General features: G+C 69.2%; 23 protein-coding genes. 15 read left to right on the forward strand and 8 right to left on the reverse strand.

What is annotated here, in order from left to right:
* Positions 1 to 3: 3 nt before the first annotated feature.
* Complete coding sequence (locus D7006_RS06670; protein WP_237356012.1) at positions 4 to 978, reverse strand: TauD/TfdA family dioxygenase; 975 nt, start codon at positions 976 to 978, stop codon at positions 4 to 6.
* Positions 979 to 1,182: 204 nt separating this feature from the next.
* Here D7006_RS06670 and D7006_RS06675 point away from each other — a divergent pair, with 204 nt between their 5' ends.
* The 9 genes from D7006_RS06675 to D7006_RS06715 all read left to right on the forward strand — a co-directional run bounded on the left by D7006_RS06675 (position 1,183) and on the right by D7006_RS06715 (position 11,308).
* On the forward strand, positions 1,183 to 2,826 hold the full coding sequence (locus tag D7006_RS06675; RefSeq protein WP_237356013.1) for an ABC transporter substrate-binding protein: 1,644 nt from the start codon (positions 1,183 to 1,185) through the stop codon (positions 2,824 to 2,826).
* Positions 2,823 to 3,815, forward strand: coding sequence for an ABC transporter permease (locus tag D7006_RS06680; protein ID WP_237345994.1), 993 nt, complete (start codon positions 2,823 to 2,825; stop codon positions 3,813 to 3,815). Before D7006_RS06675 ends, D7006_RS06680 begins: the two co-directional genes overlap by 4 nt.
* A complete protein-coding gene (locus D7006_RS06685; RefSeq protein WP_237356014.1) occupies positions 3,815 to 4,855 on the forward strand; it encodes an ABC transporter permease in 1,041 nt (346 codons plus the stop codon). Before D7006_RS06680 ends, D7006_RS06685 begins: the two co-directional genes overlap by 1 nt.
* On the forward strand, positions 4,856 to 5,872 hold the full coding sequence (locus D7006_RS06690) for an ABC transporter ATP-binding protein (RefSeq protein ID WP_237356015.1): 1,017 nt from the start codon (positions 4,856 to 4,858) through the stop codon (positions 5,870 to 5,872).
* The gene (locus tag D7006_RS06695) at positions 5,853 to 6,803 is read left to right on the forward strand and encodes an ABC transporter ATP-binding protein (RefSeq protein WP_237356016.1); all 951 of its coding nucleotides are present in this window, start codon (positions 5,853 to 5,855) and stop codon (positions 6,801 to 6,803) included. The genes D7006_RS06690 and D7006_RS06695 overlap by 20 nt, the downstream gene beginning before the upstream one ends.
* A gap of 11 nt (positions 6,804 to 6,814) precedes the next feature.
* A complete protein-coding gene (locus D7006_RS06700) occupies positions 6,815 to 7,948 on the forward strand; it encodes an aldo/keto reductase (RefSeq protein ID WP_237356017.1) in 1,134 nt (377 codons plus the stop codon).
* A 53-nt stretch (positions 7,949 to 8,001) separates the two neighbouring features.
* Complete coding sequence (locus D7006_RS06705) at positions 8,002 to 9,372, forward strand: LLM class flavin-dependent oxidoreductase (protein WP_237356018.1); 1,371 nt, start codon at positions 8,002 to 8,004, stop codon at positions 9,370 to 9,372.
* 115 nt (positions 9,373 to 9,487) lie between these two features.
* Entirely contained in the window at positions 9,488 to 10,675 is a 1,188-nt protein-coding gene (locus tag D7006_RS06710) for an LLM class flavin-dependent oxidoreductase (protein WP_237356019.1), read from the forward strand.
* A 30-nt stretch (positions 10,676 to 10,705) separates the two neighbouring features.
* Positions 10,706 to 11,308: a nitroreductase family protein gene (locus tag D7006_RS06715; RefSeq protein WP_237356020.1), complete on the forward strand. Its 603-nt coding sequence runs from the start codon at positions 10,706 to 10,708 to the stop codon at positions 11,306 to 11,308.
* Positions 11,309 to 11,374: 66 nt separating this feature from the next.
* Here D7006_RS06715 and D7006_RS06720 read toward each other — a convergent pair whose 3' ends face one another.
* The 5 genes from D7006_RS06720 to D7006_RS06740 form a co-directional block, all read right to left on the reverse strand.
* Positions 11,375 to 12,604, reverse strand: a complete 1,230-nt coding sequence (locus D7006_RS06720) for an acyl-CoA dehydrogenase family protein (protein WP_237356021.1) — start codon at positions 12,602 to 12,604, stop codon at positions 11,375 to 11,377.
* Positions 12,605 to 12,665: 61 nt separating this feature from the next.
* Positions 12,666 to 13,658, reverse strand: a complete 993-nt coding sequence (locus D7006_RS06725) for an NrtA/SsuA/CpmA family ABC transporter substrate-binding protein (protein ID WP_229643488.1) — start codon at positions 13,656 to 13,658, stop codon at positions 12,666 to 12,668.
* A 28-nt stretch (positions 13,659 to 13,686) separates the two neighbouring features.
* Positions 13,687 to 14,400, reverse strand: coding sequence for an ABC transporter ATP-binding protein (locus tag D7006_RS06730; RefSeq protein ID WP_237356022.1), 714 nt, complete (start codon positions 14,398 to 14,400; stop codon positions 13,687 to 13,689).
* Positions 14,397 to 15,272, reverse strand: coding sequence for an ABC transporter permease subunit (locus D7006_RS06735; RefSeq protein WP_371745054.1), 876 nt, complete (start codon positions 15,270 to 15,272; stop codon positions 14,397 to 14,399). Before D7006_RS06735 ends, D7006_RS06730 begins: the two co-directional genes overlap by 4 nt.
* Positions 15,273 to 15,306: 34 nt before the next feature.
* On the reverse strand, positions 15,307 to 16,389 hold the full coding sequence (locus tag D7006_RS06740) for an LLM class flavin-dependent oxidoreductase (RefSeq protein WP_237356023.1): 1,083 nt from the start codon (positions 16,387 to 16,389) through the stop codon (positions 15,307 to 15,309).
* Between the two features lie 309 nt (positions 16,390 to 16,698).
* On the opposite strand from D7006_RS06740, the gene D7006_RS06745 reads away from it, so the two are divergent.
* From D7006_RS06745 to D7006_RS06765, 5 genes are all read left to right on the forward strand, one after another.
* Entirely contained in the window at positions 16,699 to 17,526 is an 828-nt protein-coding gene (locus D7006_RS06745) for a MetQ/NlpA family ABC transporter substrate-binding protein (protein WP_237356024.1), read from the forward strand.
* Positions 17,527 to 17,561: 35 nt separating this feature from the next.
* A complete protein-coding gene (locus D7006_RS06750) occupies positions 17,562 to 18,773 on the forward strand; it encodes an acyl-CoA dehydrogenase family protein (RefSeq protein WP_237356025.1) in 1,212 nt (403 codons plus the stop codon).
* A gap of 14 nt (positions 18,774 to 18,787) precedes the next feature.
* The gene (locus D7006_RS06755; protein WP_237356026.1) at positions 18,788 to 20,203 is read left to right on the forward strand and encodes an LLM class flavin-dependent oxidoreductase; all 1,416 of its coding nucleotides are present in this window, start codon (positions 18,788 to 18,790) and stop codon (positions 20,201 to 20,203) included.
* A 61-nt stretch (positions 20,204 to 20,264) separates the two neighbouring features.
* Positions 20,265 to 21,131 carry an NADPH-dependent oxidoreductase gene (locus tag D7006_RS06760; protein WP_237356027.1) on the forward strand — a complete coding sequence of 289 codons (867 nt, stop codon included), beginning with the start codon at positions 20,265 to 20,267 and terminating at the stop codon, positions 21,129 to 21,131.
* A 298-nt stretch (positions 21,132 to 21,429) separates the two neighbouring features.
* Complete coding sequence (locus tag D7006_RS06765; protein WP_237356028.1) at positions 21,430 to 22,791, forward strand: LLM class flavin-dependent oxidoreductase; 1,362 nt, start codon at positions 21,430 to 21,432, stop codon at positions 22,789 to 22,791.
* Positions 22,792 to 22,844: 53 nt separating this feature from the next.
* Here D7006_RS06765 and D7006_RS06770 read toward each other — a convergent pair whose 3' ends face one another.
* Positions 22,845 to 23,336 carry a ferritin-like domain-containing protein gene (locus D7006_RS06770; RefSeq protein ID WP_169122512.1) on the reverse strand — a complete coding sequence of 164 codons (492 nt, stop codon included), beginning with the start codon at positions 23,334 to 23,336 and terminating at the stop codon, positions 22,845 to 22,847.
* Between the two features lie 218 nt (positions 23,337 to 23,554).
* Complete coding sequence (locus tag D7006_RS06775; protein WP_237356029.1) at positions 23,555 to 24,049, reverse strand: Rrf2 family transcriptional regulator; 495 nt, start codon at positions 24,047 to 24,049, stop codon at positions 23,555 to 23,557.
* A 136-nt stretch (positions 24,050 to 24,185) separates the two neighbouring features.
* On the opposite strand from D7006_RS06775, the gene D7006_RS06780 reads away from it, so the two are divergent.
* Entirely contained in the window at positions 24,186 to 24,644 is a 459-nt protein-coding gene (locus D7006_RS06780) for a carboxymuconolactone decarboxylase family protein (RefSeq protein WP_169122510.1), read from the forward strand.
* Positions 24,645 to 24,655: the final 11 nt, after the last annotated feature.

The raw sequence follows: 24,655 nt of genomic DNA on the forward strand, positions 1-24,655 counted from the left end.
GGGTCAGGCGGTGCCGGCGGTGAAGGCCTCCAGCGGCTCGCCCTCGATGATGCTGGAGGGGCGCCCATCCACGCCCACCGGCACGTCGCCCTTGAGGGTGATGCGATAGAGCTGGCGGTCGAAGTCGAGGGAATAGATGTCGCGCGGGGCGAGGTGGGCGGTGGTGCGGTTGTCCCAGAAGGCGATGGAGCCCGGCCGCCAGCGGAAGCGCACGGTGAATTCCGGCCGCGTGATGTGCTCGAACAGCAGGTCCAGCAGCTGCTGGCTCTCGCGCGGGGTGAGGCCGGTGATGCTCTTGAGGAAGGAGGGGCTGACGAACAGCACCCGCTCGCCCGTCTCCGGGATGACGCGCACCAGCGGGTGCTCGCTCACCAGCGGACGGCGGCGGTTCTTCTCCTTGAAATCGGCGGTGCCGGCCTGGCCCTCGGGCGGGGCGAAGGCGTGGATGCCGCGCAGCGTGTCGACGAAGCCGCGCAAAGTGGGGGAGAGCGCCTCATAGGCGACAGCGAGGTTGGTCCAGAAGGTGTCGCCGCCATAAGGCGGAATGGTCACGCCGCGCAGGATGGAGGCGGCGGGCGGGTTCACCGCGGCGGTCACGTCCGTGTGCCAGCCGGTCCAGGGGCGGATCAGCGGCTCGCCGGTGTGGCGCGTGGCGAACCGGTCGCGGCCGATGGAATAGACCTGCGGGTAGCCCTCGACAAAGCCGAACACGGGATGGCCGATGGTGGGCGCGCCGAAGGCCGAGGCCAGCGCCACATGCTCGGCATGGCTCAGCAGCTGGTCGCGGAAGAACACCACCTTCCACTTGAGAAGCGCGGCGCAGATCTCGTCCACCACTTCCGGCGACAGCGGACGGGACAGGTCCGGCGCCTCGATCTCCGCGCCGATATGGCCGGTGAGCGGATGCACGGCGATATGGCGCGGCGCCAGGTCGGCGAATCCGCTTTCGCGGGAGGGGACGGGCGCGGCGCTCGGCATCGGTTTTCCTTTCGTGGCAGGCGGTTGGGCTCCCGGTCGTGGCGCGGCCGGTCGCGCCGGATGGTCCTCCGGCGCGTCTCGACGGACTATATTCTATCTTTTTTATAGATTTTATTAAAAAAATAATTGACGCCCCGGACCCCGGCCATATCGTTGGGCCTCGCGATCCCCCGCATCGCGATCCCCCATCGAAGGAGACCCGGCATGGCCCCGCCCGCTGACGCAGACCTGTCCCTCGCCTCGCGCCCGCGCCGGGCGGTCCTGAAGGGGCTTCTGGCGGCTGCGTGCGTGCTGGGCGCGGCGGCGGGAGCGCCCGCCTTTGCAGCGGATGCCCAGCCCGCCTCCCAGCCGGTGCGCGGCGGCGTGCTGCGCTTCCTGGTGGAGCACGAGCCATCCACGCTGGTGACCATCGCCCACACGGCGGGGCCGACCCAGCGCGTGTCGCCCAAGGTGACGGAGGGCCTCCTCACCTACGATCTCGACTTCAACCCCCAGCCCGCGCTGGCCACCGAGTGGAGCGTGAGCCCGGACGGGCTGACCTACATTTTCAAGCTGCGCGAGGGGGTGAAGTGGCATGACGGGCGGAACTTCACCGCTGATGACGTCGCCTATTCCATCCAGCTCCTGAAGGAAGGCCACCCGCGCGGCCGCGCCACCTTCGCCTCGGTGACGGCGGTGGAGACGCCCGATCCCCACACCGCGATCATCCGCCTGTCGAAGCCGGCGCCCTATCTCCTCACCGCGCTCGATGCCAATGAATCCCCCATCGTGGCGAAGCACATTTATGCGGGGACCGATCCGCTCACCAACAAGAACGGCGCGGCGCCCATCGGCACCGGCCCGTTCCTCTTCAAGGAATGGGTGCGGGGCAGCCACATCATCCTGGAGCGCAACCCCGATTACTGGGACAAGGGCAAGCCCTATCTGGACCGGATCGTGGTGCGCTTCATCGCCGACCAGAGCGCGCGCTCGGCGGCGTTCGAGGCGGGCGAGCTCGATCTCGCCGGCGGCCCGCCCGTGCCCTATGCGGACCTCGCCCGCGTCTCCGCTCTGCCGGGGATCGGCGCCGAGACGCGCGGCTATGAATATGCCGGGCGGATGACCCAGCTCTATTTCAACTTCGAGCGGCCCATCCTGCAGGACAAGCGGGTGCGCCTCGCCATCGCCCACGCCATCGACCAGCAGAAGCTGCTGGACGTGGTCTATTACGGCTACGGCAAGGTCGCGCCCTCGGTCATCAGCCCCAAGCTGAAGGCCTTCTACGACCCCGCGCTCGAGCCCTACGGCTTCGACCTCAAGGCCGCCAACCGTCTGCTGGACGAGGCCGGCTATCCGCGCAAGGCGGACGGCACGCGCTTTGCGCTGAAGCTTTATGCCAACCCCTTCAACACCCAGGCGGCGGGCGATTTCGTCAAGCAGGCGCTGGCGAAGGTCGGCATCGCCGTGGACTTCCAGTTCTTCGATTTCTCCACCTACATCCAGAAGACCTATACCGGCCGTGACTTCGACCTGACGCTGGAATCCCTGCAGAACCTGTTCGACCCCACCCTCGGCGTGCAGCGCACGCTCTGGTCGAAGAATTTCCGCGTGGGCCTGCCCTTCTCCAACGCCTCCCACTACGCCAATCCGGAGGTGGACCGGCTGCTGGAGGCGGCGGCCATCGAGCCGGATCCGGCCAAGCGCCGCCAGCTGTGGCTCGATTTCCAGAAGGTGGTCTATGCGGACGTCGCCGCCCTCGGCCTCATCGCCACCGACGGCGTCACCATCTTCAACAAGAAGGTGAAGAACCACACCATCGGCGTCACCGGCGTCGATGCTTCCTTCGCCGACGTGTGGATCGAGAAATGACCACGCGCCGTCTGCCCCGCATCCTCAAAGCCGTGCGGCGCACCGCGCTGCAGGCGGTGCCGACCGTCATCGGCATCCTCATCCTCAACTTCTTCCTGCTGCGCCTGACCCCGGGCGATGCCGCCGACGCTCTCGCGGGCGAGGCGGGGGCAGCGACGGTGGAGACGCTCGCCGCGCTGAAATCCAAGTTCGGGCTGGACCTGCCGGTGCTGGAGCAGCTCGGCGGCTATCTCTCCAACCTCGCCCATTTCAGCCTCGGCGTCTCGCCGCGCTACAACCAGCCGGTGGCGGAGCTGATCGCCGCCCGGCTGCCCAATACTTTGAGCCTGATGGGCCTCGCCCTCGTGTTCGCGCTCGTCATCGGCATCACGCTGGGCGCGCTGATGGCCAGCTTCGCCGGGCGGCCTACGGACCGGGTGCTGAGCGTCGTCGCGCTGCTGTTCTATTCCATCCCGAGCTTCTGGATCGGGCTGATGCTCATCGTCCTGTTCTCGGTGAAGCTCGGCTGGCTGCCCACCGGCGGGGCCGAGACCATCGGCGCGAACCTCACCGGATGGGAGGCGGTGCTGGACCGGGCACGCTACCAGATCCTGCCGGCGCTCTCCCTCGCGCTCTTCTACGTGGCCATCTACGCCCGCCTCACCCGCGACGACATGATCGAGGTGCGCACGCAGGACCACGTGCGCACCGCCCGCGCCAAGGGCCTCTCGCCCTTCGCTGTCACCCGGGACCACGTGCTGCGCAACGCGCTCATCCCCGTCACCACCATGGCCGGCATCCATCTCGCCGGGCTGATGGGCGGAGCGGTGGTGGTGGAGACGGTGTTCAGCTGGCCCGGCCTCGGACGGCTCGCCTACGAAGCGGTGATGGGGCGGGACTTCCATGTGCTGCTCGGCATCCTGCTTTTGTCGTCGCTGCTGGTGGTGGCGGTGAACGCGGCCATCGACATCCTCCAGGCGTGGCTCGATCCGCGCATCGAGGTGCGCTGATGCACGGCACCGACACCTTCCCCGCCGGCGCCCTCGCCGCAAAATCCCTCGCCGCAGACGCCGAGGACCGCGCGGCGGCCGCGGCGCTGGGCGCCGAGCGAGCGCCCGCCACGCCGACCGAGCCGGAGTTCTGGCCCAACGTCCATGCGCCGGATGCCGCGCGCACCGTGACGGCGGACGTGGCGCGATTGGCGCCCGTGGGCCGGCGCCATGCGCTGCTCGTGTTCCTGTCCAATCCCACTGCGGTGGCGGGCCTCCTCATCCTCGCCGTCGTGGTGGGGGCGGCGCTGGCCGCCCCCGTTCTCTTCCCCGACGATCCGCTGGAGATGGCCGGGCGGCCCTTGCAGTGGCCGGGCCAGAACCCGCGCTTTCCGCTGGGCACCGACGCGCTGGGGCGCGACGTGTTGGCCGGGCTCGTCCACGGCGCGCGGGTGAGCCTGCTGGTGGGCGCCTGCGCCACGTTGGCGGGGCTCCTTGCCGGCATTCTGGTGGGCGCCACGGCGGGCTATTTCGGCGGCGTGGTGGACGATGTGCTCTCCAAGCTCATCGAGATCTTCCAGACGGTGCCGGGCTTCATCCTGCTCATCGTGCTGGTGGCCATCGCCCAGCCCTCGGTGCCGGCCATCGCGCTCGCCATCGCGGCGGTGTCGTGGCCGCAGGTGGCGCGGCTGGTGCGGGCGCAGTTCCGCGCCATCAAGGAGAAGGATTTCGTCGCCGCCGCGCGGGCGCTGGGCTTCGGGCATGGGCGCATCATCTTCCGTGAGATCCTGCCCAATGCCCTGCCGCCGGTGATCGTGCTCGCCTCGGTCACGGTGGCCACCGCCATCCTCATGGAAAGCGCGCTCTCCTTCATGGGGCTGGGCGATCCCAACGTGGTGAGCTGGGGCTCCATGATCGGCACCGGCCGCGATCTCCTGCGCACGGCCTGGTACCTCAGCGCCGTGCCGGGCGTCGCCATCGTGCTCACCGTTCTGTCGCTGAACCTCATCGGCGACGGGCTCAACGAGGCGCTCAATCCGCGCCTCGGCGGGGAGGGGTGAATGGCGCCGCTCATCGACGTGCGCGACCTCTCCATCGCCTTCCCGCGCGCCACCCCGGTGCGCGGCCTCTCCCTCACGGTGGAGGCGGGGGAGACGGTGGCGCTGGTGGGGGAGAGCGGGTCCGGCAAGTCGCTCACTGCCCTCGCCCTGATGCGCCTGCTGCCCGACGCCGCGCGCATCGCCTCCGGAGAGATCCTGTTCCGGGGCCGCGACGGCACTGTTACCGACCTCGCGCGGCTGGACGATCGCGCCCTGCGCCGGGTGCGCGGGCGGGACATCGCCATGGTGTTCCAGGAGCCCATGACCTCGCTGAATCCGGTGCTCTCCGTCGGCCAGCAGGTGGCCGAGGTGGTGCGCCTGCATGAGGGCCTCTCCCGCCGCGCCGCCTTTGCCCGCGCGGTGGAACTGCTCGACCTCGTGCGCATTCCCGAGCCCCGGCGGCGGGTGGGGGACTATCCCCACGAACTCTCCGGCGGCATGCGCCAGCGGGTGATGATCGCCATCGCGGTCGCCTGCGCCCCGCGCCTGCTCATCGCCGACGAGCCCACCACGGCCCTCGACGTGACCATCCAGGCACAGGTCCTGGACCTGCTCGACGCCCTGCGCCGCGACCTCTCCATGGGCCTCCTGCTCATCACCCACGATCTCGGCGTGGTGGCCGAATGGGCCGACCGGGTGGCGGTGATGTATGCCGGCCGCAAGGTGGAGGACGCGCCCTTCGAAACCCTGTTCGGCGCGCCGCTGCACCCCTACACGCGCGGCCTGCTCGCCGCCTCGCCCCGGCTGGATGCCGGCCAGCATTATTCGGCCGGCGCGCTGGCGGAGATCGAAGGCTCCATCGCCTCGGCGGCGGGGGAGGAGGGCTGCGCCTTCGCCCCGCGCTGCCCGAACGCGCGGGCGCTGTGCCGCGCCGCCGTGCCGGCCCTCGATGCCGTGGCGCCCGGCCATCTCGTCGCCTGCCCCGTCACCACGGTGGCCGCACAAAGGGAGGCGCGCCATGCCCTTGCTTTCGGTTGAGAACCTGCACGCCGGCTACGAGTCCGGCGGGCGCCTGCTGCGCGCGGTGGATGGCGTGTCCTTCGCCGTGGAGCCGGGGGAGACGGTGGGCCTCGTGGGCGAGAGCGGCTGCGGCAAGTCCTCCCTCGCCAAGGTCATCATGCGCCTCGTCTCCCCCGCCTCCGGCCGGGTGGTGTTCGACGGTATGGATGTGGGCGGGCTCGAAGGCGCGCCGCTGAAGGCCTATCGCCGGCAGGCGCAGATCGTGTTTCAGGACCCGTTCGCCTCGCTCAACCCGCGCCAGTCCATCGCCGACATCCTCACCGCGCCTTTGGCGGTCCACGGCCTCGTGCCGCGCGGCGAGCGGCTCAAGGCGGCGGGGCATGCGCTGGAGCGGGTGGGCCTGCCGCGCGAGGCGCCGACGCGCTATCCACACGAATTTTCCGGCGGCCAGCGCCAGCGCCTCGGCATCGCCCGCGCGCTCATCCTTTCCCCGCGCCTTGTCATCTGCGACGAGCCGGTGTCGGCCCTCGACCTCTCCATCCAGGCGCAGATCCTGAACCTTCTGGCGCGGCTGAAGGCGGAGCTGGGGCTCTCCTATCTCTTCATCTCGCATGATCTTTCTGTCGTGCGCTATTTCGCCGACCGGGTGCTGGTGATGTATCTCGGTCGCATCGTGGAGACGGGCTCCTGGCAGTCCATCTTTGCCCGGCCGCTCCACCCCTACACACGCGCGCTGATCGAGGCCGTGCCGACGCCCGGGCGGCGGCGCCATGCCGCCCCGCTCTCCGGCGACCTGCCGAGCGCGCGCAACGTGCCGACCGGCTGCCGCTTCCATCCGCGCTGCCCGCTGGCGACGCCCCTCTGCACCCAATCCGACCCCGCGCTGCGCCCCCTCGGGGCCGGCCGCGCCGTCGCCTGCCATCACGCGCCCGAAGAGGCGCTTCACTGAGGATTTCGCCAATGACCGCCCACGCCATTCCGCAGCCCCCCGCGAAGTCCGTGACGCCGCCGGACTATCGCTATCTCGGCAAGAGCGGCCTGAAGGTGCCCAAGCTGGCGCTGGGCACCATGATGTTCGGCGGGCCCACCGACGAGGCCACGTCCCACCGCATCATCCACAAGGCGAAGGAGCAGGGCTTCTTCTTCCTCGATACGGCGGACGCCTACCAGAACGGGCGCACCGAGGAGATCGTCGGCCGCGCGGTGAAGGGCGACCGTGACGCCTATGTGCTCGCCACCAAGTTCGCCAATCCCGGCGGCACGGGGCCGAACCGGCAGGGCATTTCCCGCAAGTGGATCATCGAGGCGGCGGAGGCGAGCCTGAGGCGGCTCGGCACGGATTACATCGACATCCTCTATTTCCACCGCGCCATCTTCGACGCGCCGCTCGGCGAGGCGGTGCGGGCGGTGGCGGACCTCGTGAAGGCGGGGAAGGTGCGCTATTTCGGCGTCTCCAACTTCCGCGGCTGGCGCATCGCCGAGGTGGCGCATCTCGCGGACCAGTTCGGCATCGACCGGCCCGTCGCCAGCCAGCCGCTCTACAACATCGTGGACCGCACGGCGGAGGTGGAGCAGCTTCCCGCCGCCCATCATTACGGCCTCGGCGTGGTCACCTATTCGCCGCTGGCGCGCGGCGTGCTCACCGGCAAATACGTGCCCGGCGCGGCTCCGGCGGCGGACAGCCGGGCGGGGCGCGGCGACCGGCGCATTCTGGAGACCGAGTGGCGGGCGGAATCCATCGACATCGCCGAGGCCATCGCCCGCCACGCGGCCGAAGCCGGCATTCCGGCGGCGACCTTCGCGTTGTCCTGGGTGCTGAACAACAGCCTCGTCACCTCGGCCATCGCCGGGCCGCGCACGGAAGCCCAATGGGACGACTACGTCGCCGCCCTCGATTACGGCTTCACCGCCGCCGACGAGGCGCTGGTGGCCTCCCTCGTGCCGGACGGGCACGTCTCCACGAAATTCTACACCGACCCCAGCCACCCGGTGGAGGGCCGCGTGCCCCACACCGGCGGGAGCGATGCGGCCGCCCGCGTTCAGGAGCGCGCGCAAGAACGCGTGGCTACGCGTGTGGCCGCGCGCGTCGGCTGAGCCAACCGAATGTTCTGCCCCTTCACGCCTTGAGCGATCAAAGGAGAGATCCCATGGCACTTGCATCGACCCAAGCCGCCCAGGCCCGGCGGCAGCTCGTCCTCAACCTGTTCATCTATCCCGGTGGGCATCACGAGGCCGGCTGGCGCTATCCCGGCGCGCGGCCGGAGCGGCTGCTCGACATCACCTTCTACCAGGACCTCGCCCGCTCGGCCGAGGCGGCGAAGCTCGATGCGGTGTTCTTCGCCGACGGGCCGGCGCAGGTGGACAACATCCGCTACGCCTCGCGCTTCCGCCTGGAGCCGCTCACCTGGCTGTCGGCCATCGCCGCCGCGACCACCCATATCGGCCTCATCGGCACGGCCTCCACCACCTATTACGAGCCCTACAACCTCGCCCGGCTCTATGCCTCGCTGGATCATCTCTCCGGCGGGCGCGCGGGCTGGAACATCGTCACCACCGCCGTGCCGCAGGCCTCGGCCAATTTCGGCCTCGCCGAGACGCCTGGCCATGCCGAGCGCTATGCCCGCGCGGCGGAGTTCGTGGACGTGGTGACTAAGCTCTGGGACAGCTGGGAGGACGACGCCCTCGTCGCCGATCCCGTCTCCGGCCTGTTCGCGGATGACAGCAAGATCCACCCCATCGAGCATGTGGGCCGGCACTATCGGGTGAAGGGCGCGCTCAACACCCCGCGCATCCCGCAGGGCCGTCCGGTCTATGTGCAGGCGGGTTCCTCGGACGACGGGCGCTCGTTTGCCGCGCGCTATGCGGAAGCCATCTTCACCGCCCACCAGACGGTGGAGAGCGCCAAGGCCTTCTATGCCGACATCAAGAAGCAGGCGGCGGGGCTGGGGCGCAATCCGGACCATGTGAAGATCCTGCCCGGCATCAGCCCCTATATCGGCTCGACGGAAGCCGAGGCGCGCCAGCTGCATGAGGCGTTCAGCGACCTCATCCAGCCGGAATATTCCCTCTCGCAATTGAAGCAGATCACCGGCGTGGACTTCTCCGGCCACCCGCTCAATGCGGTGGTGGAGCTGGACGCCTTCAAGGATGCCGGCCCGGCCAAGCTCGTGGCCAGCCGCTTCCAGCTGGTGGTGGACATCGTGCGGCGGGAAAAGCCGACGCTGCGCCAGCTCATCGACCGCCTCGCCGGCGCGCGCGGCCATTACGTGGTGGTGGGCACGCCGGAGAAGATCGCCGACGAGATCCAGCATTGGTTCGAGAGCGGCGCGGCCGACGGCTTCAACGTGATGCCGCCCTGGTACGCCGCCGGCTTCGACCTTTTCGCTTCGCAGGTGGTGCCCATCCTGCGCAAGCGCGGGCTCTTCCGCGAGGAATACACCGGCCGGACGCTGCGCGAGCATTACGGCCTGCCGCGGCCGCAGAGCCAGTTCGCCGAGGCGGCGCGCGCCACCGCCTGAGGCATTCCCCATCCCTTCGTGCCGGCGCTCCCCAGGCGGCGACACGGATCCGGCCCCTTTCCCGGTCGCTCGGGGAAGGGGCCGGGGCTGTTTCCGTTCTCCCGCGAGGTATGCCATGTCCGCTCTCGTGTCCGCGCCCGTGTCTGCTGTCCCGTCCGAAGCCCCGCACCTGCGCGGCCCGCTGGACTTTCCCGACAGCCCGCTCTCCCGCTCCGCCCGCCAGCCGCTGATGCTGGGGCTGTTCCTGAACCTTCAGGACATCCACTTCTCCGACCATCCCACCAGCAACAGCTGGACCTACGACTACAATTCCGCCCTGGTGGAAAAGGCCGACGCGTTAGGCTTCGACATCGCCTTCTCGCGCACCCAGTGGCTGCCCAAGGGCGGCTATGACGGGGAGGCCTCGCTGGACAGCTTCGTGGCGCTGGGCGCCATGGCGGCGACCACGAAGAACATCCTCCTCATCTCCACTTTGCATGTGCTCTACGGCCCGTGGCACCCGCTGCACATCGCCAAGATCGGCGCCACCTTCGACCACATCTCCAAGGGGCGCTGGGGCATCAACATCGTCACCGGCCACCGCGCCATTGAGCACGAGATGTTCGGCTGGAACCGCATCGAGCATGACCGGCGCTACGACATGACGGGCGAGCTGTTCGACGTGCTCCACCGCCTGTGGAGCGACAGCGAGAACTATTCCGTCGAAGGCCGGCTGAACCCGTGGAAGATTGTCAACGGCTACATCACGCCGAAGCCGCTCTATGGCCGGCCCATCCTCGTCACCGCGACGGGCTCGGAGGCCGGCATCGACTTCGCGGCGGGACATTCGGACCTCGTGTTCCTCACCTCGCCCGGCGGCGCGCATATCGACAGCGCGCTGGAGACGCTGCCGGCCCACATCGCCGCCATCAAGGGGCGGGCGCGGGCGAAGGGGCGGGAGGTGAAGGCCATCATCAACCCCATCATCGTCAGCCGCCCCACCTCGGCCGAGGCGCACGATTATGCCCGCGCCATCGCCGCCGGGGTGCCGGCGCCGACCCACACCTCCTTCGGCCATCGCGGCTATGACAGCGATGCGGTGGCCTGGCTCGGCCGGCGCGATGCGACGCACAAGCAGGGGCTCAATCTCGGCGGCAATATCGAGATCATCGGCTCGCCGGAAGACGTGGTGGACCAGCTCGCGGCACTGAAGCGCACCGGCATCGACGGCGTGCAGCTCAACTTCTATGACTTCGCGGCCGACCTCGACCATTTCGCCACGGATATCCTGCCGTTGCTGAAGCAGGCCGGCCTGAGGCTCTGAGACCCGTTCCATCCACCTGAGGATTGCCCCATGACCGTTGCCGTTGCCCCCCGCCAGAGCGAGCATCCCGTCGAGCCGCTGTTTCTGGAGCGCTGGTCGCCCCGCGCCTTCACCGGGGAGGAGATTCCGCAGGCCGAGCTCAACTCCATCTTCGAGGCGGCGCGCTGGGCGCCCTCCAGCTTCAATTCCCAGCCCTGGCGCTTCCTCTATGCCCGCCGCGGCACGCCCGCCTTCGACACCTTCCTGAGCCTGCTCGTGCCGTTCAACCAGCAGTGGGCGCAGAATGCGGCCGTGCTCGTCTTCGTCGTTTCGGCTCGCAGCTTCGTGCGGCCGGGAACGAGCGAGCCGGTGCCGGCGCGCAGCCATTCCTTCGATGCCGGCGCCGCCTGGGCGAACCTCGCCTTGCAGGCGACGAAGCTCGGCTGGCATGCCCACGGCATGGGCGGCTTCGATGTGGAGAAGGCCCGCACGGAGCTGAAGGTGCCTGACGATTACGAAGTGGAGATCGCCGTCGCGCTGGGCCGTCGCGGCGACAAGTCCCTGCTGCCGGAGAGCTTCCACAAGGGCGAGACCCCGAGCGGCCGCCGCCCGCTGGCCGAGACCGTGTTCGAGGGCGCCTTCCCGGCGGCGTGACCCCCTAAAAAAGCAATGGCCCCGCCGGTGCGGCGGGGCCATCAGCGTGCGGCGCAAGACGCCGGATCAGAAGAAGCCTTTGGCCGGCAGCGGCGTGCCCTTCACCAGCAGTTCGCCGATGGCCTTCGCCTTGTAGCTCGCGGGATTGTGCGAGGCGATGGTGCGGGCGTTACGCCAGTGGCGGTCGAGGTTGACGGCCCGCTCGGTGGCCGAGGCGCCGCCGGTCTCGAACAGCAGCGAGCCGGACCTCAGCGCGAGATCGTCCACCACCAGCTTGGCCTGCGCCGCCGCCTTCGCGGCTTCGGCGGCGAGCGCCTGCGCGTCCTCGCCGCGATCACGGGCATCGCTGGCGCGGTCGAGGGTTTCGGCGGCGGCGAGGATCACCGCCTCGGCGGCAAAGGCGTTGGCCGCGAGCTGGCCCACGGCCTGATGCAGGAAGGGGTCGTCGGCGGGGGTGGGCACCGGCGCATAATAGAAGCTGCGCTTGCGCCGCTTCACCAGCGCGATGGCATCCTCCAGCGCGCCGCGCGTGATGCCAGCCACCACGGTGGTGAGGAAAAGCTGCGCCTGCGTGTTGGAATAAGCGAGGCCGTAGCCACGGCCGGGGCTGTCGAACACCGCCTCGTCCGCCTCCACCCGCACATTATGGTAGCGCGTGGTGCCCGAGGCGGTGAGACGCTGACCGGCGCCGTCCCAGTCGTCGACGATCTCGATGCCCTCGCGCCGTGTGGGGATGATGACCGCCGCCACCCGCCCGTCCGCCGTCGCCGCGCGGATCAGCATGGTTTCGGCGAACAGCGTGCCCGTGCTGTAATACTTCACACCGTTCAGGCGGAAGCCGTCGCCATCGGGATCGAGCCGCGTGTCGGGCGCGAACCCGCCCGCCGGCTTGTCGCCGGATTCGGTGGAGGCGAGGCCGAAGATGGCGCCCGCCGCCACCTCCGCCTGCCAGCCCTTGCTCTTCTCATCATAGGGCAGGCGGGCGTACTGCTCGGCCACCGTGAAGTGGTTCCGGAAGATGTGCGCCACATTGGCGTCGGCGGCGGCGAGGTCCAGCGCGAGCTTGTAGGTTTGGCGGAAGGTCGCGCCCGCCCCGCCATCCTTCTCGGCGAGCCGCAGCGCGCCGAAGCCGGCCTGCTTCAGGAGCCCCACCGCCTCGAACGGCAGCACCCGGTCGCGCTCGCGCACGCTGGACCCGGCGCCGATCTCCGCGAACAGGTCGCGCCAGTCGGCGGGATCGGCCGAGCGGCGCTTGGAGGGTGCGACAGGGGGAAGGGGGATGACGGGCTTGTTCATGGCATATCCTGGTGCGTGACGCATGCGGGGCGCGCGGGGCGGCGCGGGCGGGGCAGGGGGGTCAGATTTTGGCGAGGTGGTCCGAGACGGTGATGGGCTCGGGCAGGATCTTGCGCGCCGAAAGCCAGTCCGCGGCCTTCTGGAGATTGGCGACGAATTTCTGGTCGGAGACCGGGATCGCCGTATAGGTGCGGTTGCGCGCGATGAACTGGTCGCGGATCACCGGGCTGTAGCCGGCGCGGGTCTGCACGATGGTCTCGGCTTCCACGATGTTGGCGTTGTTCCACTTCGTCTCGGCCTCGTAGGCCTCGGCCACCGCCTTGACGATTTGCGAATTGTCCTGCGCGAACTTCCGGCTGGTCACGTAGGAATTGTAGTCGATGAAGAAATCGAGGTCGCGGCCCTCGATGAAGACGTCATGCGCCTTGTATTCGAGCCGCGCGATGTCCACGCCCGGGCTCCACATGCTCCAGGCGTCCACCTTGCCGGAGGCGAGCGCCGGGGCGGCGTCGGGCGGGTTGAGATAGACGAACTTCACCTTGGAGCGGTCGATGCCGTGCTTCTCCAGCGCAGCGACGGCGAGGAATTCGCCGAGGCCGGAGCGGTTCACCGCGACGGACTTGCCGACGAGGTCCTCCACCTTCTCGATGCCGGACCCTTCCCGCGCGATGATGGCGGTGGTGCGCGGCTCGTAGAGAATGAACTGGGAGAAGACGAGCGGCGAGCCGGCGAGGATGGCGGCGAAGGCAGGCGTGGTGGAGCCGCCGAAGCCGTAGTCCGCGCTGCCGCCGGTCACCGCCTGCAGGGTCGGGGCGTGGTTGGGGAAGGGGCCGAGCCATTCCACCTTGATGCCCTTCTCGCCCAAGGTCTTCTCGAACACGCCGCGCTCCTTGGCGATGAGCGTGAGCCCGCTATAGCCCCAGGTCAGGCGCACCGTGTCGGTGTTGCGGGTATCCTTCTGCGCTTGGGCGGCGAAGGGGGTGAGGCCGGCTGCGGCGGCACCGAGGCTGGCGGCGAGGATCTGGCGGCGGGAGGGCGTGAATTCGCGGGACATGGGGCTCTCGATGGGGCTCTCGGTTGGTTCAGGCGGCCGAAAGGTCGTTCTCGACCCCAAGCTCGGCGAGGAGGGTGGCGCGATCGGCGGCGGGCTGTCCGGGCGCCGGCGGGCGATGCTCGGCGGCGATGACGCCGGCGCGCATGACGAGGATGCGGTCGGCCAGAGCGATGGCCTCCTCCACGTCGTGGGTGACGAGGAGCACGCCGGGCCGGTGGCGGGCCACGAGCGCCTTCACCAGCACATGCATGCGGATGCGGGTGAGGGCGTCGAGTGCTGCGAAGGGCTCGTCGAGGAGCAGGAGTTCCGGCTCCTGCACCAGCGCGCGGGCGAGCGCCACGCGCTGCGCCTGCCCGCCGGAGAGGTTGCGCGGCCAGTCGTCCAGCCGACCGCCGAGGCCCACCTCCTCCAGCGCCGCCGCCGCACGCTCGCGCGCGCCGCGTTCGGGCAGGCCGAGGCTGACATTGCGCCACAGGCTGTCCCACGGCAGCAGGCGGTGTTCCTGAAACACCACGGCCGGCCGCCTCGGCGCCTCGATGCGGCCGCCGTCGATGGGATCGAGGCCCGCCAGCGCGCGCAGCAGGGTGGTCTTGCCGCAGCCGCTTTCGCCGAGCAGGGCGACGAACTCGCCGCGCTGGATGGTGAGATCGAGCCGGTCGATGACCACCCGGTCGCCATAGGCGCGGGTGAGGTCGGTGACGCGGGCGGCGGGTTTTGCCTCGGCGAGGGCGGGCGCGGTCATCGGGCCGCTCCGCCGAAATTGGGGTGCCAGGCCAGCAGGCGCCGTTCCAGCAGCCGCGCCAGCGAATCCGCGACCACGCCGATGAGCGCGTAGATGACGATGGTGAGCACCACCACGTCGGTGCGCAGGAACTCGCGCGCGTCCATGGCGAGGAAGCCGATGCCCGCCTGCGCGCCGATGGTCTCCGCCACCACCAGCGCCAGCCACGCGGTGGCCAGCGAATAGCGCACGCCGGTGAGGATGGAGGGCAGGGCGCCCGGCAGGATGATGCGCGAGATCATCTGGCGGGTGGAGAGGCCCTGCACCCTGCCGAGCTCGATAAGCTTGGGGTCCACCTGCCGGATGCCGAGGGTGGTGTTGATGTAGATGGGGAAGGCGACGCCCAGCGCCACGAGGAAGATCTTCTGCCCCTCGCCCACGCCGAACCACACGATCACCAAAGGCAGCAGAGCGAGGAAGGGTATGGCGCGCACCATCTGCACGCTGCGGTCCACCAGCGCCTCGGCGAGGCGCGAGAAGCCGACGAGGATGCCGAGCGCAAAGGCGATGCTGCCCCCCACCAGGAACCCCACCGCCGCCCGCACGAGGCTGGTGCCGAGATCGGCGAGAAGAGTGCCGGAGGTCGCGAGCTTGTAGGCGGTGCGCACCACCTTGCTCGGCGCCGGCAGCACATGGGGCGCCACATAGCCCACCTGCGCCAGCACCTCACACACCACGACCAGCAGCACCGGCGCGGCCCAGGAGAGGAGAAGAAGCTGGCGCGGGCCGAGGCCGGCCCGCCGGAGCGCTGCGGCCGGAGCGGCAGCGGTTTTGGCGACCGGCCGGGCGACGGCGGGCAGGGGGAAGGTTGCTGTGTGGTCGGCGTTGCTCACGTGGGGCTCCGCGGGCTCGTCTTGAGGATTGGGCTCAGCTGGCCGCGGCGATGGTCCGGCCGGCGGCGGCCGAAGCGGGGCGGCCGAGGCGGGGGAAGACCTCCGCGGCGAAGCGCCGAAGCTCGGCCCTGAGCGGCTGGAACTGGAGCATGAACAGCTCGATGCCCGCGGCATGGAAGGCGTGGATGCGCTCGGCCACCTGATCGTAGCTGCCCACCAGCCCGGCGGCGGTGCCGCCATTGGTGCCGACGCGCGGCGATTTCGCGAAGGAGCGGATCATCACCACGTTGGGATCGGTACGCGCCGCCTGCTCCTGCTTGGCCGGCGCATCCTTGGCGGCGAGGGCGAGGAGGCGGCGATATTCCTCTTCCGCCTCGCGCTCGGTCTCGCGGGCGATGACGAAGGCGGCAAGGCCATAAGCGAGCGGCGCGCCGGCGCGGGGGCGGCGGGCCAGATCGGCGATGATCGCCTTCACGTCCGCCAGGGGCTGGCCGTTGATGAAATAGACGTCGGCATGGTCGGCCGCCAGCGCCCGGGCGGGCTCGGATTCGCCGCCGAGATAGATGCGCGGGCGGGCGCGCACCGGGCTCTTCGGCGTGAGGCGATAGTCGGTCACGTCGAAATGCGCGCCCTTATGGGTGACGCTCTCGCCGCGCAGCAGCGGCTCGACAAGGCTGATCCACTCCCGGCCATAGGCATAGCGCGCGTCATGCTCGCCGAAGGGGATGCCGGCCTTCTCGAACTCGGCCCGGTTCCAGGCATTGACGAGGTTGAAGCCGAAGCGGCCGCCCGAGATGTTCTCGATCTGCAGCGCCATCTTCGCCAGCACCACCGGGTGGTAGAGATAGGGCTTGATGGCGGCGAGGATCTCGATGCGGCTGGTGAGCGCCGCCAGCGCCGCCGAGGCGGTCCAGGCCTCGATCTGGTCCTTGTCCCCGAGGTGCGGATTGACCGTGTGCTGGGCCACCAGCGTCGCGTCGTAGCCGAGCGCCTCCGCCTCCAGCACCGTGTCGCGGTTGTGCGGCCAGGAGGCGTCGAACGGCTCGGCCGGATCCTGCCAGGCGGCCCGCGGGCCGTGAACCGGCGCCCAGACGCCGATGCGGAGGGGAGATGTCATGAGTCACCTATTTATATTAAATTTATAGACAAACTAACGAACGAGTTTGTCAACCCCTCCGGATGCCCGTCTGTCCGCCTCTTTTGGGCGCGGTGCGGCCCTTCAGATCGCAGGCGAGAAAAAGCGTAGACACGGCCTTCCGGCTATGTAAATTAATTCCATCAAATTTATCAAATAAAGGTCGGCATCCACGCTCCCGCGGGTGCCGCCCCCACCACCGCCGGCTCCGAAGCCCCCTCCCTCACCGGCCCCGCCCGGTGCGGCTGAGGTCGTGCGTCCGGCCGCCCGACCCTGAACCAGGATTGATCCATGACCTCCCGCTTCCGCTCCCCCCTCGCGGCCCTCGTCTTCTCCGGCATCGCGCTGTTCGCGGCCGGCACCGGCGCGAACGCGCAGGCCCCGGCCGCCGACAAGCCGCTGAAGATCGGCGTTTCGGCAGGTCCTTACGGCGACATCCTGCGCGAGGCGGCGAAGCTCTCGGCCGAGCAGGGGGTGAAGGCGGAGATCATCGAGTTCACCGACTGGAACCAGCCCAATGCGGCGCTGCAGGCCGGCGACATCGACCTCAACAATTTCCAGAACCGGCCGTATCTCGCCAACCAGGTGAAGACGCGCGGCTACACCATCGTCGCGCTGGATGAATCCATCCTCGTGCCGGCCGGCCTCTATTCCAAGAAGTATACGAGCTTCGCCGACATCCCGGCCGGCTCCAAGATCGCCATTCCCAACGACCCGACCAATGGCGGTCGCGCGCTGCTACTGTTCCAGAAGGCGGGGCTCATCAAGCTGAAGCCGGGCTCGGGCCTTTATGCCAGCGTGCTCGACGTGGTCGACAACCCGAAGAACCTCAAGATCGTCGAGATCGACGCCGCCCAGCTGCCGCGCTCGCTGGACGACGTGGCCGCCGCCTTTGTCTCCTCCAACTATGCCTACCTCGCCGGCCTGCAACTGAAGAGCGCGCTTCTGGCCGAGACGACGCTGGAGGAGGCCAAGCCCTATTTCACCCTCGTCTTCGCCGTCCGCGAGGATCGCAAGGACGATCCGCGCATCGCCAAGTTCATCGCGGTCTACCGCTCCCAGCCGGTGAAGGACTTCACCCTCGCCAAGTTCAACGGCAGCCTCATCCCCACCTGGTGAGCGCGCCTGCCGGACCCCATCGAGGAGCGTTGACCATGAACCCGCCTGCCGCCCGTCCGTCCCATTTGTCCCTCGCCCCGGCCACGCCCGTGCGGCCCGACTGGATCGCCCTCGCGCAGGGCGTCGCCGATGCCCTGGCGCCGGATGCCGCCGAGCGCGACCGCATCGGCGCCTCGCCCAAGCGCGAGCTCGCGCTACTGCGCGAGGCGGGATTGCTCGAACTGCTCTTTTCCCCCGAGCACGGCGGGGGCGGTGGATCGTTCACCGACGCGCTCCGCGCCGTGCGGGTGATCGGCCGGGCGGATGCCTCCATCGCCCAGTTGCTCGCCTATCACTATCTCCACCTCACCAATGCGCTGTGGCGGGCGAGCCCGGAGCGGGCGGCGGCGCTGGCGCGGGCCTCGGTGGCCGGGCGCTGGTTCTGGGGCGGCGCCTCCAACCCGCGCGATCCGGAATCGCGCCTCGCGCCGGTGGAGGATGGCTACCGCCTCACCGGCCGCAAGACCTTCGCCTCCAATGCCGCGCTGGCTGATCGCATCACGCTGCGCGCGCAGCTCGGCGACGGCTTCGCCGTGCTCGTCGTGCCCGGCGACCGGGAGGGCGTGACCCACGGCAATGACTGGGACGCCTTCGGCCAGCGCCTGTCGGAGAGCGGCACCATCACCTTCGCCGACGTGAAGGTGGGCCGCGACGAGATCCTCGGCGATCCCGCCGCCCCGCCGCCGCCGCGCACCAGCCTCGTGGTGCCGTTCCACCAGCTGCTCATCGTCAATTTCTACATCGGCATCGCCGAGGGCGCGCTGGCCGAGGCGAACCGCTACATCCGCGAGGTCTCCCGCCCGTGGCAGGCCTCCGGCGTGGAGAAAGCGAGCCTCGACCCCTACATCCTCGAGCATTACGGCAATCTCGACGTGGAGCTGCGCGCCTCCACCGCGCTGGCGGATGTGGCCGGCCTACGCTTCGAGGCGGCGACCGCGCTGGGCAATGCCATCACTCCCGAAGAGCGCAATGTCGCCGCCGCAGCGATCTATGCGGCCAAGGTGCATTCCAGCCGCACGGCGCTGGAGGTCACTTCCCGCATCTTCGAGCTGATGGGCGCCCGCGCCACGGCCGGCCATTACGGCTACGACCGCTTCTGGCGCAACATCCGCACCCACACCCTGCACGATCCGGTGGTCTACAAATCCCGCGAGGTGGGCAATTACGCCCTCAACGGCGTCATCACGCCGACCCCGCTCTACAGCTGAGGGCGGACGCCGCCATGACCTCCAAACCGCTCAACCGCGACATCCGCTTCAACGCCTTCAACATGGCCTCGCCCGGCCACACCTGGGCGGGCCTGTGGGCGCATCCGCGCGACCGCGCCATCGACTATAACAGCCTCGATTATTGGATCGACCTCGCGGTGACCGCCGAACGCGGCCTGTTCGACGGCGTGTTCATCGCCGACGTGTTCGGGGTCTATGACGTCTATGGCAACAGCCCGGACGCGGCGCTGATCTCGGCCGCGCAAACGCCGGACATCGACCCCGCTCTGGTGGTGCCGAGCATGGCGCACGCCACCAAGCACATCGGCTTCGGCGTCACCGCCAATCTCACCTACGAGCACCCCTACCAGTTCGCCCGCCGCTTCGCGACGCTGGACCATCTCACCAAGGGCCGGGTGGGCTGGAACATCGTCACTGGCTATCTGGACAGCGGCGCGCGCGGCATGGGCGACACCGCCAATCGCGACCATGACGCCCGCTACGAGGCGGCGGAGGACTTCCTCGCCGCCGTCTACAAATTGTGGGAGGGCAGCTGGGAGGAGGGTGCCGTGCGCCGCGACCGCGCCGCCCGCGTCTTCACCGATCCCGCCAAGGTCCACCGCATCCGCCACAACGGTCCCTATTACCAGGTGGATGGCATCCAGCTCGCCGAGCCCTCGCCCCAGCGCACGCCGGTGCTCTACCAGGCCGGCACTTCGGGCCGGGGGCGGCTGTTCGCGGCGAAGCATTCCGAGGCCATCTTCCTCAATGGCCAGACCCGCCCCATCCTCGCCGAGGCGGTGCGCGCGGTGCGCACGGCGGCGGCGAGCTTCGGGCGCGACCCCTACGACATCCGCATGTTCCCCGGCGCGACGGTGATCGTCGCCCCCACCCGCGCCGAGGCCTTCGACCGGCTGGCTGAGTATGCCCAATATGTCCACACCGCCGGGCAACTGGCGCTGCTCTCCGGCTGGACCGGCGTGGACCTCTCCACCCTCGATCCGGAGGAGGCCATCTCCTACGTGAAGAGCAACGCCATCCAGTCCACGCTGGAAAACCTCACCTTGCGCAGCGCCGAGCCGCTGAAGGTGAAGGACCTCGCCACCCTTTCCGCCACCGGCGCCCGCGCGCCCTTCATCGTCGGCGCGCCCGGCGAGGTGGCGGACGAGATCATCTCCTGGGTGCGCGACACGGACGTGGACGGCTTCAACCTCAACCGCCTCGTCTCCCACGAGACGCTGGCCTCGTTCGTAGATCTCGTGGTGCCGGAGCTGCAGGATCGCGGCGTCTACAAGACGTCCTACGATGAGGGTACGCTGCGCGAGAAGCTGTTCCGCCGCGGTCCCCTCCTGCCCGACACCCACCCCGCCGCCGGCTTCCGCCGGACTGCGGGGGCCGTCGCCGTCGAGAAGCCGCGCGCCACAGCCTGATCGAGACCGCCTGATCGCATATGAGCGCCGTTCGCTGCGCCGTCCTACGGAGCTTGCCCCGATGTCCGACACTGCCGCCACCTCCGGCGCCACCCTCGCGCCCGATGAAGCCGCCGCCGCCCGCGCCTTGCTGGAGACCCGCTACGGCGCGGCCGAGGCGCCGCCCGGCATCCTCCTCAACGACACCATTGCCGGCCTGCTGAGCCATCGCAGCGTGCGCGCCTTCACGCAGGAGCCCTTGCCGGAGGGGCTGCTGGAAACGCTGGTGGCGGCGGCGCAATCCGCCCCGTCTTCCTCCAACCTCCAGACCTTCAGCGTGGTGGCGGTGGAGAACCCGGCCACCAAGGCGCGCCTCGCCGAGATCGCTGGCGGGCAGAAGCATGTCATCGAGGCGCCGCTGGTGCTGGTGTGGCTCGCCGACCTCGCGCGGCTGGAGGAGATCGGCCGCCGCAACGCCCACCCCACCGATGCGCTGGGCTTTCTGGAGACGCTGTTCGTCGGCTTCATCGACGCCGCTCTGGCGGCGCAGAATGCGCTGGTGGCGCTGGAATCCCTTGGCCTCGGCGGCGTCTATCTCGGCGCGCTGCGCAACCGGCCGGTGGAACTCGCCGAGCTGCTCGGCCTGCCGCCCAATGTGGTGGGCGTATTCGGCCTCGCCATCGGCTATCCCGACCCCGCCCGCCCGGCGGACGTGAAGCCGCGCATCTCCCAGCGCCTCGTGCTTCACCGCGAGCGCTATGATGCGAGCCTGCCGCAGGACGCTTTGGACCATTACGAGGCGGCGCTGAAGGACTTCCAGAAGGGCCAGAACATCCCCGAGATCGGCTGGATCGCCGCCGCTTTGCCGCGTGTGCGCGGCGCGGAATCCCTCGCCGGCCGCGACCGCATCCGCGATGCGCTGACGGCGCTGGGTTTCGGCCTGCGCTGAGGGCTGAGCAGGGGGTGCCGCCTCGGCGCGCGGGTCGAGAACATGCCAGTCCCCGGCCGTCCACGGATGGGCGGGGAGGGTGATTTCCTGCGAATTTCCAGACGGTTCTCCGGGGCTGCGCGCCCGGGAGCCGGCGCGCTTTGTTCAATTCATATAAAATAGATTGAAATTATCATATTGGTGGTGGATGCTTCCTCCGACCGGCTCTTCCGGCCGAAGCCATCCACCCGTTCCGCCCGCCGATCCTGCCCCTCGCGGCGCGCGACCCGCCAGAGATTTCGCCCCCTGGAGGCGACAGATGACCAAAGCGCGACAGATCAAGCTCGGTGCCTTCCTGATGACGGACGGCCACCACATCGCGGGCTGGCGGCATCCCCGCGCCACCGCGAACGCCAACGTCCGCGTCGATCACTACCTGCGCCTCGCGCGCCTCGCCGAGGCGGCGAAGCTCGACGCCATCTTCCTCTCCGACTCCCTCGGCGTGCGCGACACGAACCTTGATTCGGTGCACCGCACCTCGCGCAATGTGGGCTTCGAGCCGCTGACCCTGCTCTCCGCCCTTTCGGTGGTGACGCACCATATCGGCCTCATCGGCACCGCCTCCACCTCCTTCAACGAGCCCTTCCACATCGCCCGCAAGTTCGCCTCCCTCGACCAGCTCAGCGGCGGGCGCGCGGGGTGGAACCTCGTCACCTCCTCGGGCGAGGAAGAGGCGCGCAACTTCAATCTCGATGAGCACATCCCCCACGCGGACCGCTATGACCGGGCGCGCGAGTTCGTCGAGGTGGTGAAGGGGCTGTGGAACAGCTGGGAGGACGACGCCTTCCAGCGCGACAAGGTTTCCGGCACCTATTTCGATCCCGACAAGCTCCACGTGCTCAACCATCGCGGCAAGCACTTCAAGGTGGCGGGACCGCTCAACGTCGCCCGCTCGCCGCAAGGCCATCCGGTGGTGGTGCAGGCCGGCGCCTCCGAGGATGGCCGGTCGCTGGCGGGTGAGAGCGCGGAAGCCATCTTCTGCGCCCACCGGACGCTGGCCGAGGCGCGCGCCTTCTATGCCGACATCAAGACCCGCGCCGCCAATGCGGGGCGTAATCCGGACCATGTGAAGATCATGCCCGGCGTCTTCCCCGTCATCGGCCGCACGGAAGCGGAGGCGCGGGAGAAGTTCGAGGAACTGCAATCCCTCATCCATCCGGCGGTGGGGCTTCAGCTTCTCTCGGTGGTGGCCGGGGTCGGCGACCTCTCCGGCTACGATCTCGACGGGCCGCTGCCGGACCTGCCCGTGACCAACGGCCCCAAGAGCCGCCAGCAATTGGTGATCGACGCCGCGCGGCGCGACAACCTCACCATCCGCCAGCTCTATCTCTCCATCGCCGGGGCGCGCGGCCACTGGCAGGTGGTGGGCACGGCCGAGCAGATCGCCGACCAGCTGGAAGAGCGCTTCCGCAAGGAGGGCGCGGACGGCTTCAACATCATGGCGCCGCACCTGCCGGGCGGGCTGGAGGACTTCATCGAGCAGGTGGTGCCGATCCTGCAGGAGCGCGGCCTGTTCCGCACCGAGTATGAAGGCACGACCCTGCGCGAGAATCTCGGCCTGCCGTTCCCCACCCATCCCGCCGCGCGGGACGAGCGCCTGATCGCGGAAGCGGCGGAATAGGCCGCCGCCTCTCGTAGTATCGGCGCCCGCCGAGCGGGCGCCGGGGAGCCGCCTCAGGCGGCCTTCTTGTTCACGCCGGAGGAGGCGAGGCGGGAGAGGAGCTGGTCGGTTTCCTTCTCCTCCTTCAGGGTCGCTTCCAGCAGGGGCACCGCATCGGCGAGGCCGAGCTGGGCGGCCCAGGTCTTCAGAGTGCCGTAACGGGCGATCTCGTAATGCTCCACCGCCTGCGCGGCGGAGAGAAGGCCGGCGTCCAGCGCATCGGTGCCGGCGAAGTCCTCCATGATCTCCTTGCCCTCGTCCACGATGCCGACGATGGCCGGGCAATGCTTGCCGCGCGCCGCCTTGCCGAGCATGTCGAACACCTGCTCCAGGCGCTCGATCTGACCTTCCGTCTGCTCCTGATGGGTGAGGAAGGCGGCCTTCAGCTCCTCTGACTGGGCCGATTTCGCCATCTTCGGCAGCGCCCGAAGGATCTGCTTCTCGGCGTAGTAGATGTCTTTCAGCGTCTCGGAGAAAAGATCCTGCAAAGACTTGGCCTGTGCCATGTGATGGGTCCTTTCGGTTCGCGTTTCCGCCGGTTTTTTCGCGTTGCTCCAAGCCCGAGCGGAAGCGCCGTCCGGCAAGACGGCGCCGGTCCGTCCTCGTGGGGCACGGGCGGAGCGGGGAGTGGTCTCAGGCGATGTCCCGGGAGCTGCGTGCTCGTCGGGCTGCGAGCACAACGGGCAGGGGGCGGCGGAGTTCCGCAGCGTCGCGTCGCCGGCGCCTAGCGCTGCGCCTCGCGCACGAAGGCGGCGACGGTCTTCTTGCTCTCGGCGTCGATCAGCTCTTCACCATCCTGGGCGAGATCAGAAAGCGTCTGCGCCCGGAGCGACTGGCGCCACAGCTCTTCCGCCGCCAGCATCCGGCGCTTGATGAAGCAGTCCGTCTTGTAGGCGCAGGGGTCCTTGGACTTGCCCGGGCCGCGCCGGCGGATCTCCTTGCAGGTGAAGGCGGGATCCTTGCCGTCGATGGCCTCCACGATGTCGAGCAGGGTGATCTCGCCGGGGCGCCGCGCCAGCCGGTAGCCGCCGCGGGGGCCGGGCAGGGCTTCCACGAGGCCGGCCTCGGTGAGGGCGCGCATGTGCTTGAGCAGGTAGCTCTCGGAGAGGCCGTGCATCTCGGCGAGGCTCTTGCCCGGCAGCACCTTGCCCGGCTCCAGCCAGCACAGCACCAGCGCGCAGTGCAGCGCCGCCTCCACCCCGTCTCCCAACCGCCTCATGCCTGCTCCGGATACTGCCTCGGCTCCACCACCGGCCGGCCTCTTTCCTACTCCGATAATCATCGATATAATATGTCCATGATTCTCCGCCAGAGCCTGGCGGGATCGCACATCCGAGAGCAGACAGGAGAGCTGCATGGAACCCAGGATGAACGTGGCCGAGGCCGCCCCCGCCCTTTATGCCGCCGTGCGGGCGCTGGACGGGGCGGTGATGAAGTCGGGGCTGGAGAAGCGACTCCTGCATCTCGTCAAGCTCAGGGCGTCGCAGATCAACGGCTGCGCCTACTGCATCGACATGCATGTGAAGGAGTCGCTCGCCGACGGCATTCCCGCCCAGCATCTCCACATGCTCACGGCGTGGCGCGAATCGCCCCTCTACAGCGCCCGCGACCGGGCGGCGCTGGAATGGATCGAGAGCGTGACGCTGGTGTCGCAGACCGGCATTCCTGACAGCGCCTATGCGGCGGTGACGGCCGCCTTCTCGCCCGAGGAGATCGCCAAGCTCACCATCGCCATCGGCACCATCAATGTGTGGAACCGCATCGCGGTCTCCTCGCGCATGCTGCATCCGGTGGATCGCGCCGTCGCCGCCTGAGGCGAGACCAC

It is taken from the genome of Xanthobacter sp. YC-JY1 (assembly GCF_021730305.1).
Taxonomy (GTDB): domain Bacteria; phylum Pseudomonadota; class Alphaproteobacteria; order Rhizobiales; family Xanthobacteraceae; genus Xanthobacter; species Xanthobacter flavus.

Coding starts and splice junctions, on each gene's coding strand:
- D7006_RS06670 (WP_237356012.1), bottom strand. CDS start 978: ATGCCGAGCGCCGCGCCCGTCCCCTCCCGCGAAAGCGGATTCGCCGAC.
- D7006_RS06675 (WP_237356013.1), top strand. CDS start 1,183: ATGGCCCCGCCCGCTGACGCAGACCTGTCCCTCGCCTCGCGCCCGCGC.
- D7006_RS06680 (WP_237345994.1), top strand. CDS start 2,823: ATGACCACGCGCCGTCTGCCCCGCATCCTCAAAGCCGTGCGGCGCACC.
- D7006_RS06685 (WP_237356014.1), top strand. CDS start 3,815: ATGCACGGCACCGACACCTTCCCCGCCGGCGCCCTCGCCGCAAAATCC.
- D7006_RS06690 (WP_237356015.1), top strand. CDS start 4,856: ATGGCGCCGCTCATCGACGTGCGCGACCTCTCCATCGCCTTCCCGCGC.
- D7006_RS06695 (WP_237356016.1), top strand. CDS start 5,853: ATGCCCTTGCTTTCGGTTGAGAACCTGCACGCCGGCTACGAGTCCGGC.
- D7006_RS06700 (WP_237356017.1), top strand. CDS start 6,815: ATGACCGCCCACGCCATTCCGCAGCCCCCCGCGAAGTCCGTGACGCCG.
- D7006_RS06705 (WP_237356018.1), top strand. CDS start 8,002: ATGGCACTTGCATCGACCCAAGCCGCCCAGGCCCGGCGGCAGCTCGTC.
- D7006_RS06710 (WP_237356019.1), top strand. CDS start 9,488: ATGTCCGCTCTCGTGTCCGCGCCCGTGTCTGCTGTCCCGTCCGAAGCC.
- D7006_RS06715 (WP_237356020.1), top strand. CDS start 10,706: ATGACCGTTGCCGTTGCCCCCCGCCAGAGCGAGCATCCCGTCGAGCCG.
- D7006_RS06720 (WP_237356021.1), bottom strand. CDS start 12,604: ATGAACAAGCCCGTCATCCCCCTTCCCCCTGTCGCACCCTCCAAGCGC.
- D7006_RS06725 (WP_229643488.1), bottom strand. CDS start 13,658: ATGTCCCGCGAATTCACGCCCTCCCGCCGCCAGATCCTCGCCGCCAGC.
- D7006_RS06730 (WP_237356022.1), bottom strand. CDS start 14,400: ATGACCGCGCCCGCCCTCGCCGAGGCAAAACCCGCCGCCCGCGTCACC.
- D7006_RS06740 (WP_237356023.1), bottom strand. CDS start 16,389: ATGACATCTCCCCTCCGCATCGGCGTCTGGGCGCCGGTTCACGGCCCG.
- D7006_RS06745 (WP_237356024.1), top strand. CDS start 16,699: ATGACCTCCCGCTTCCGCTCCCCCCTCGCGGCCCTCGTCTTCTCCGGC.
- D7006_RS06750 (WP_237356025.1), top strand. CDS start 17,562: ATGAACCCGCCTGCCGCCCGTCCGTCCCATTTGTCCCTCGCCCCGGCC.
- D7006_RS06755 (WP_237356026.1), top strand. CDS start 18,788: ATGACCTCCAAACCGCTCAACCGCGACATCCGCTTCAACGCCTTCAAC.
- D7006_RS06760 (WP_237356027.1), top strand. CDS start 20,265: ATGTCCGACACTGCCGCCACCTCCGGCGCCACCCTCGCGCCCGATGAA.
- D7006_RS06765 (WP_237356028.1), top strand. CDS start 21,430: ATGACCAAAGCGCGACAGATCAAGCTCGGTGCCTTCCTGATGACGGAC.
- D7006_RS06770 (WP_169122512.1), bottom strand. CDS start 23,336: ATGGCACAGGCCAAGTCTTTGCAGGATCTTTTCTCCGAGACGCTGAAA.
- D7006_RS06775 (WP_237356029.1), bottom strand. CDS start 24,049: ATGAGGCGGTTGGGAGACGGGGTGGAGGCGGCGCTGCACTGCGCGCTG.
- D7006_RS06780 (WP_169122510.1), top strand. CDS start 24,186: ATGGAACCCAGGATGAACGTGGCCGAGGCCGCCCCCGCCCTTTATGCC.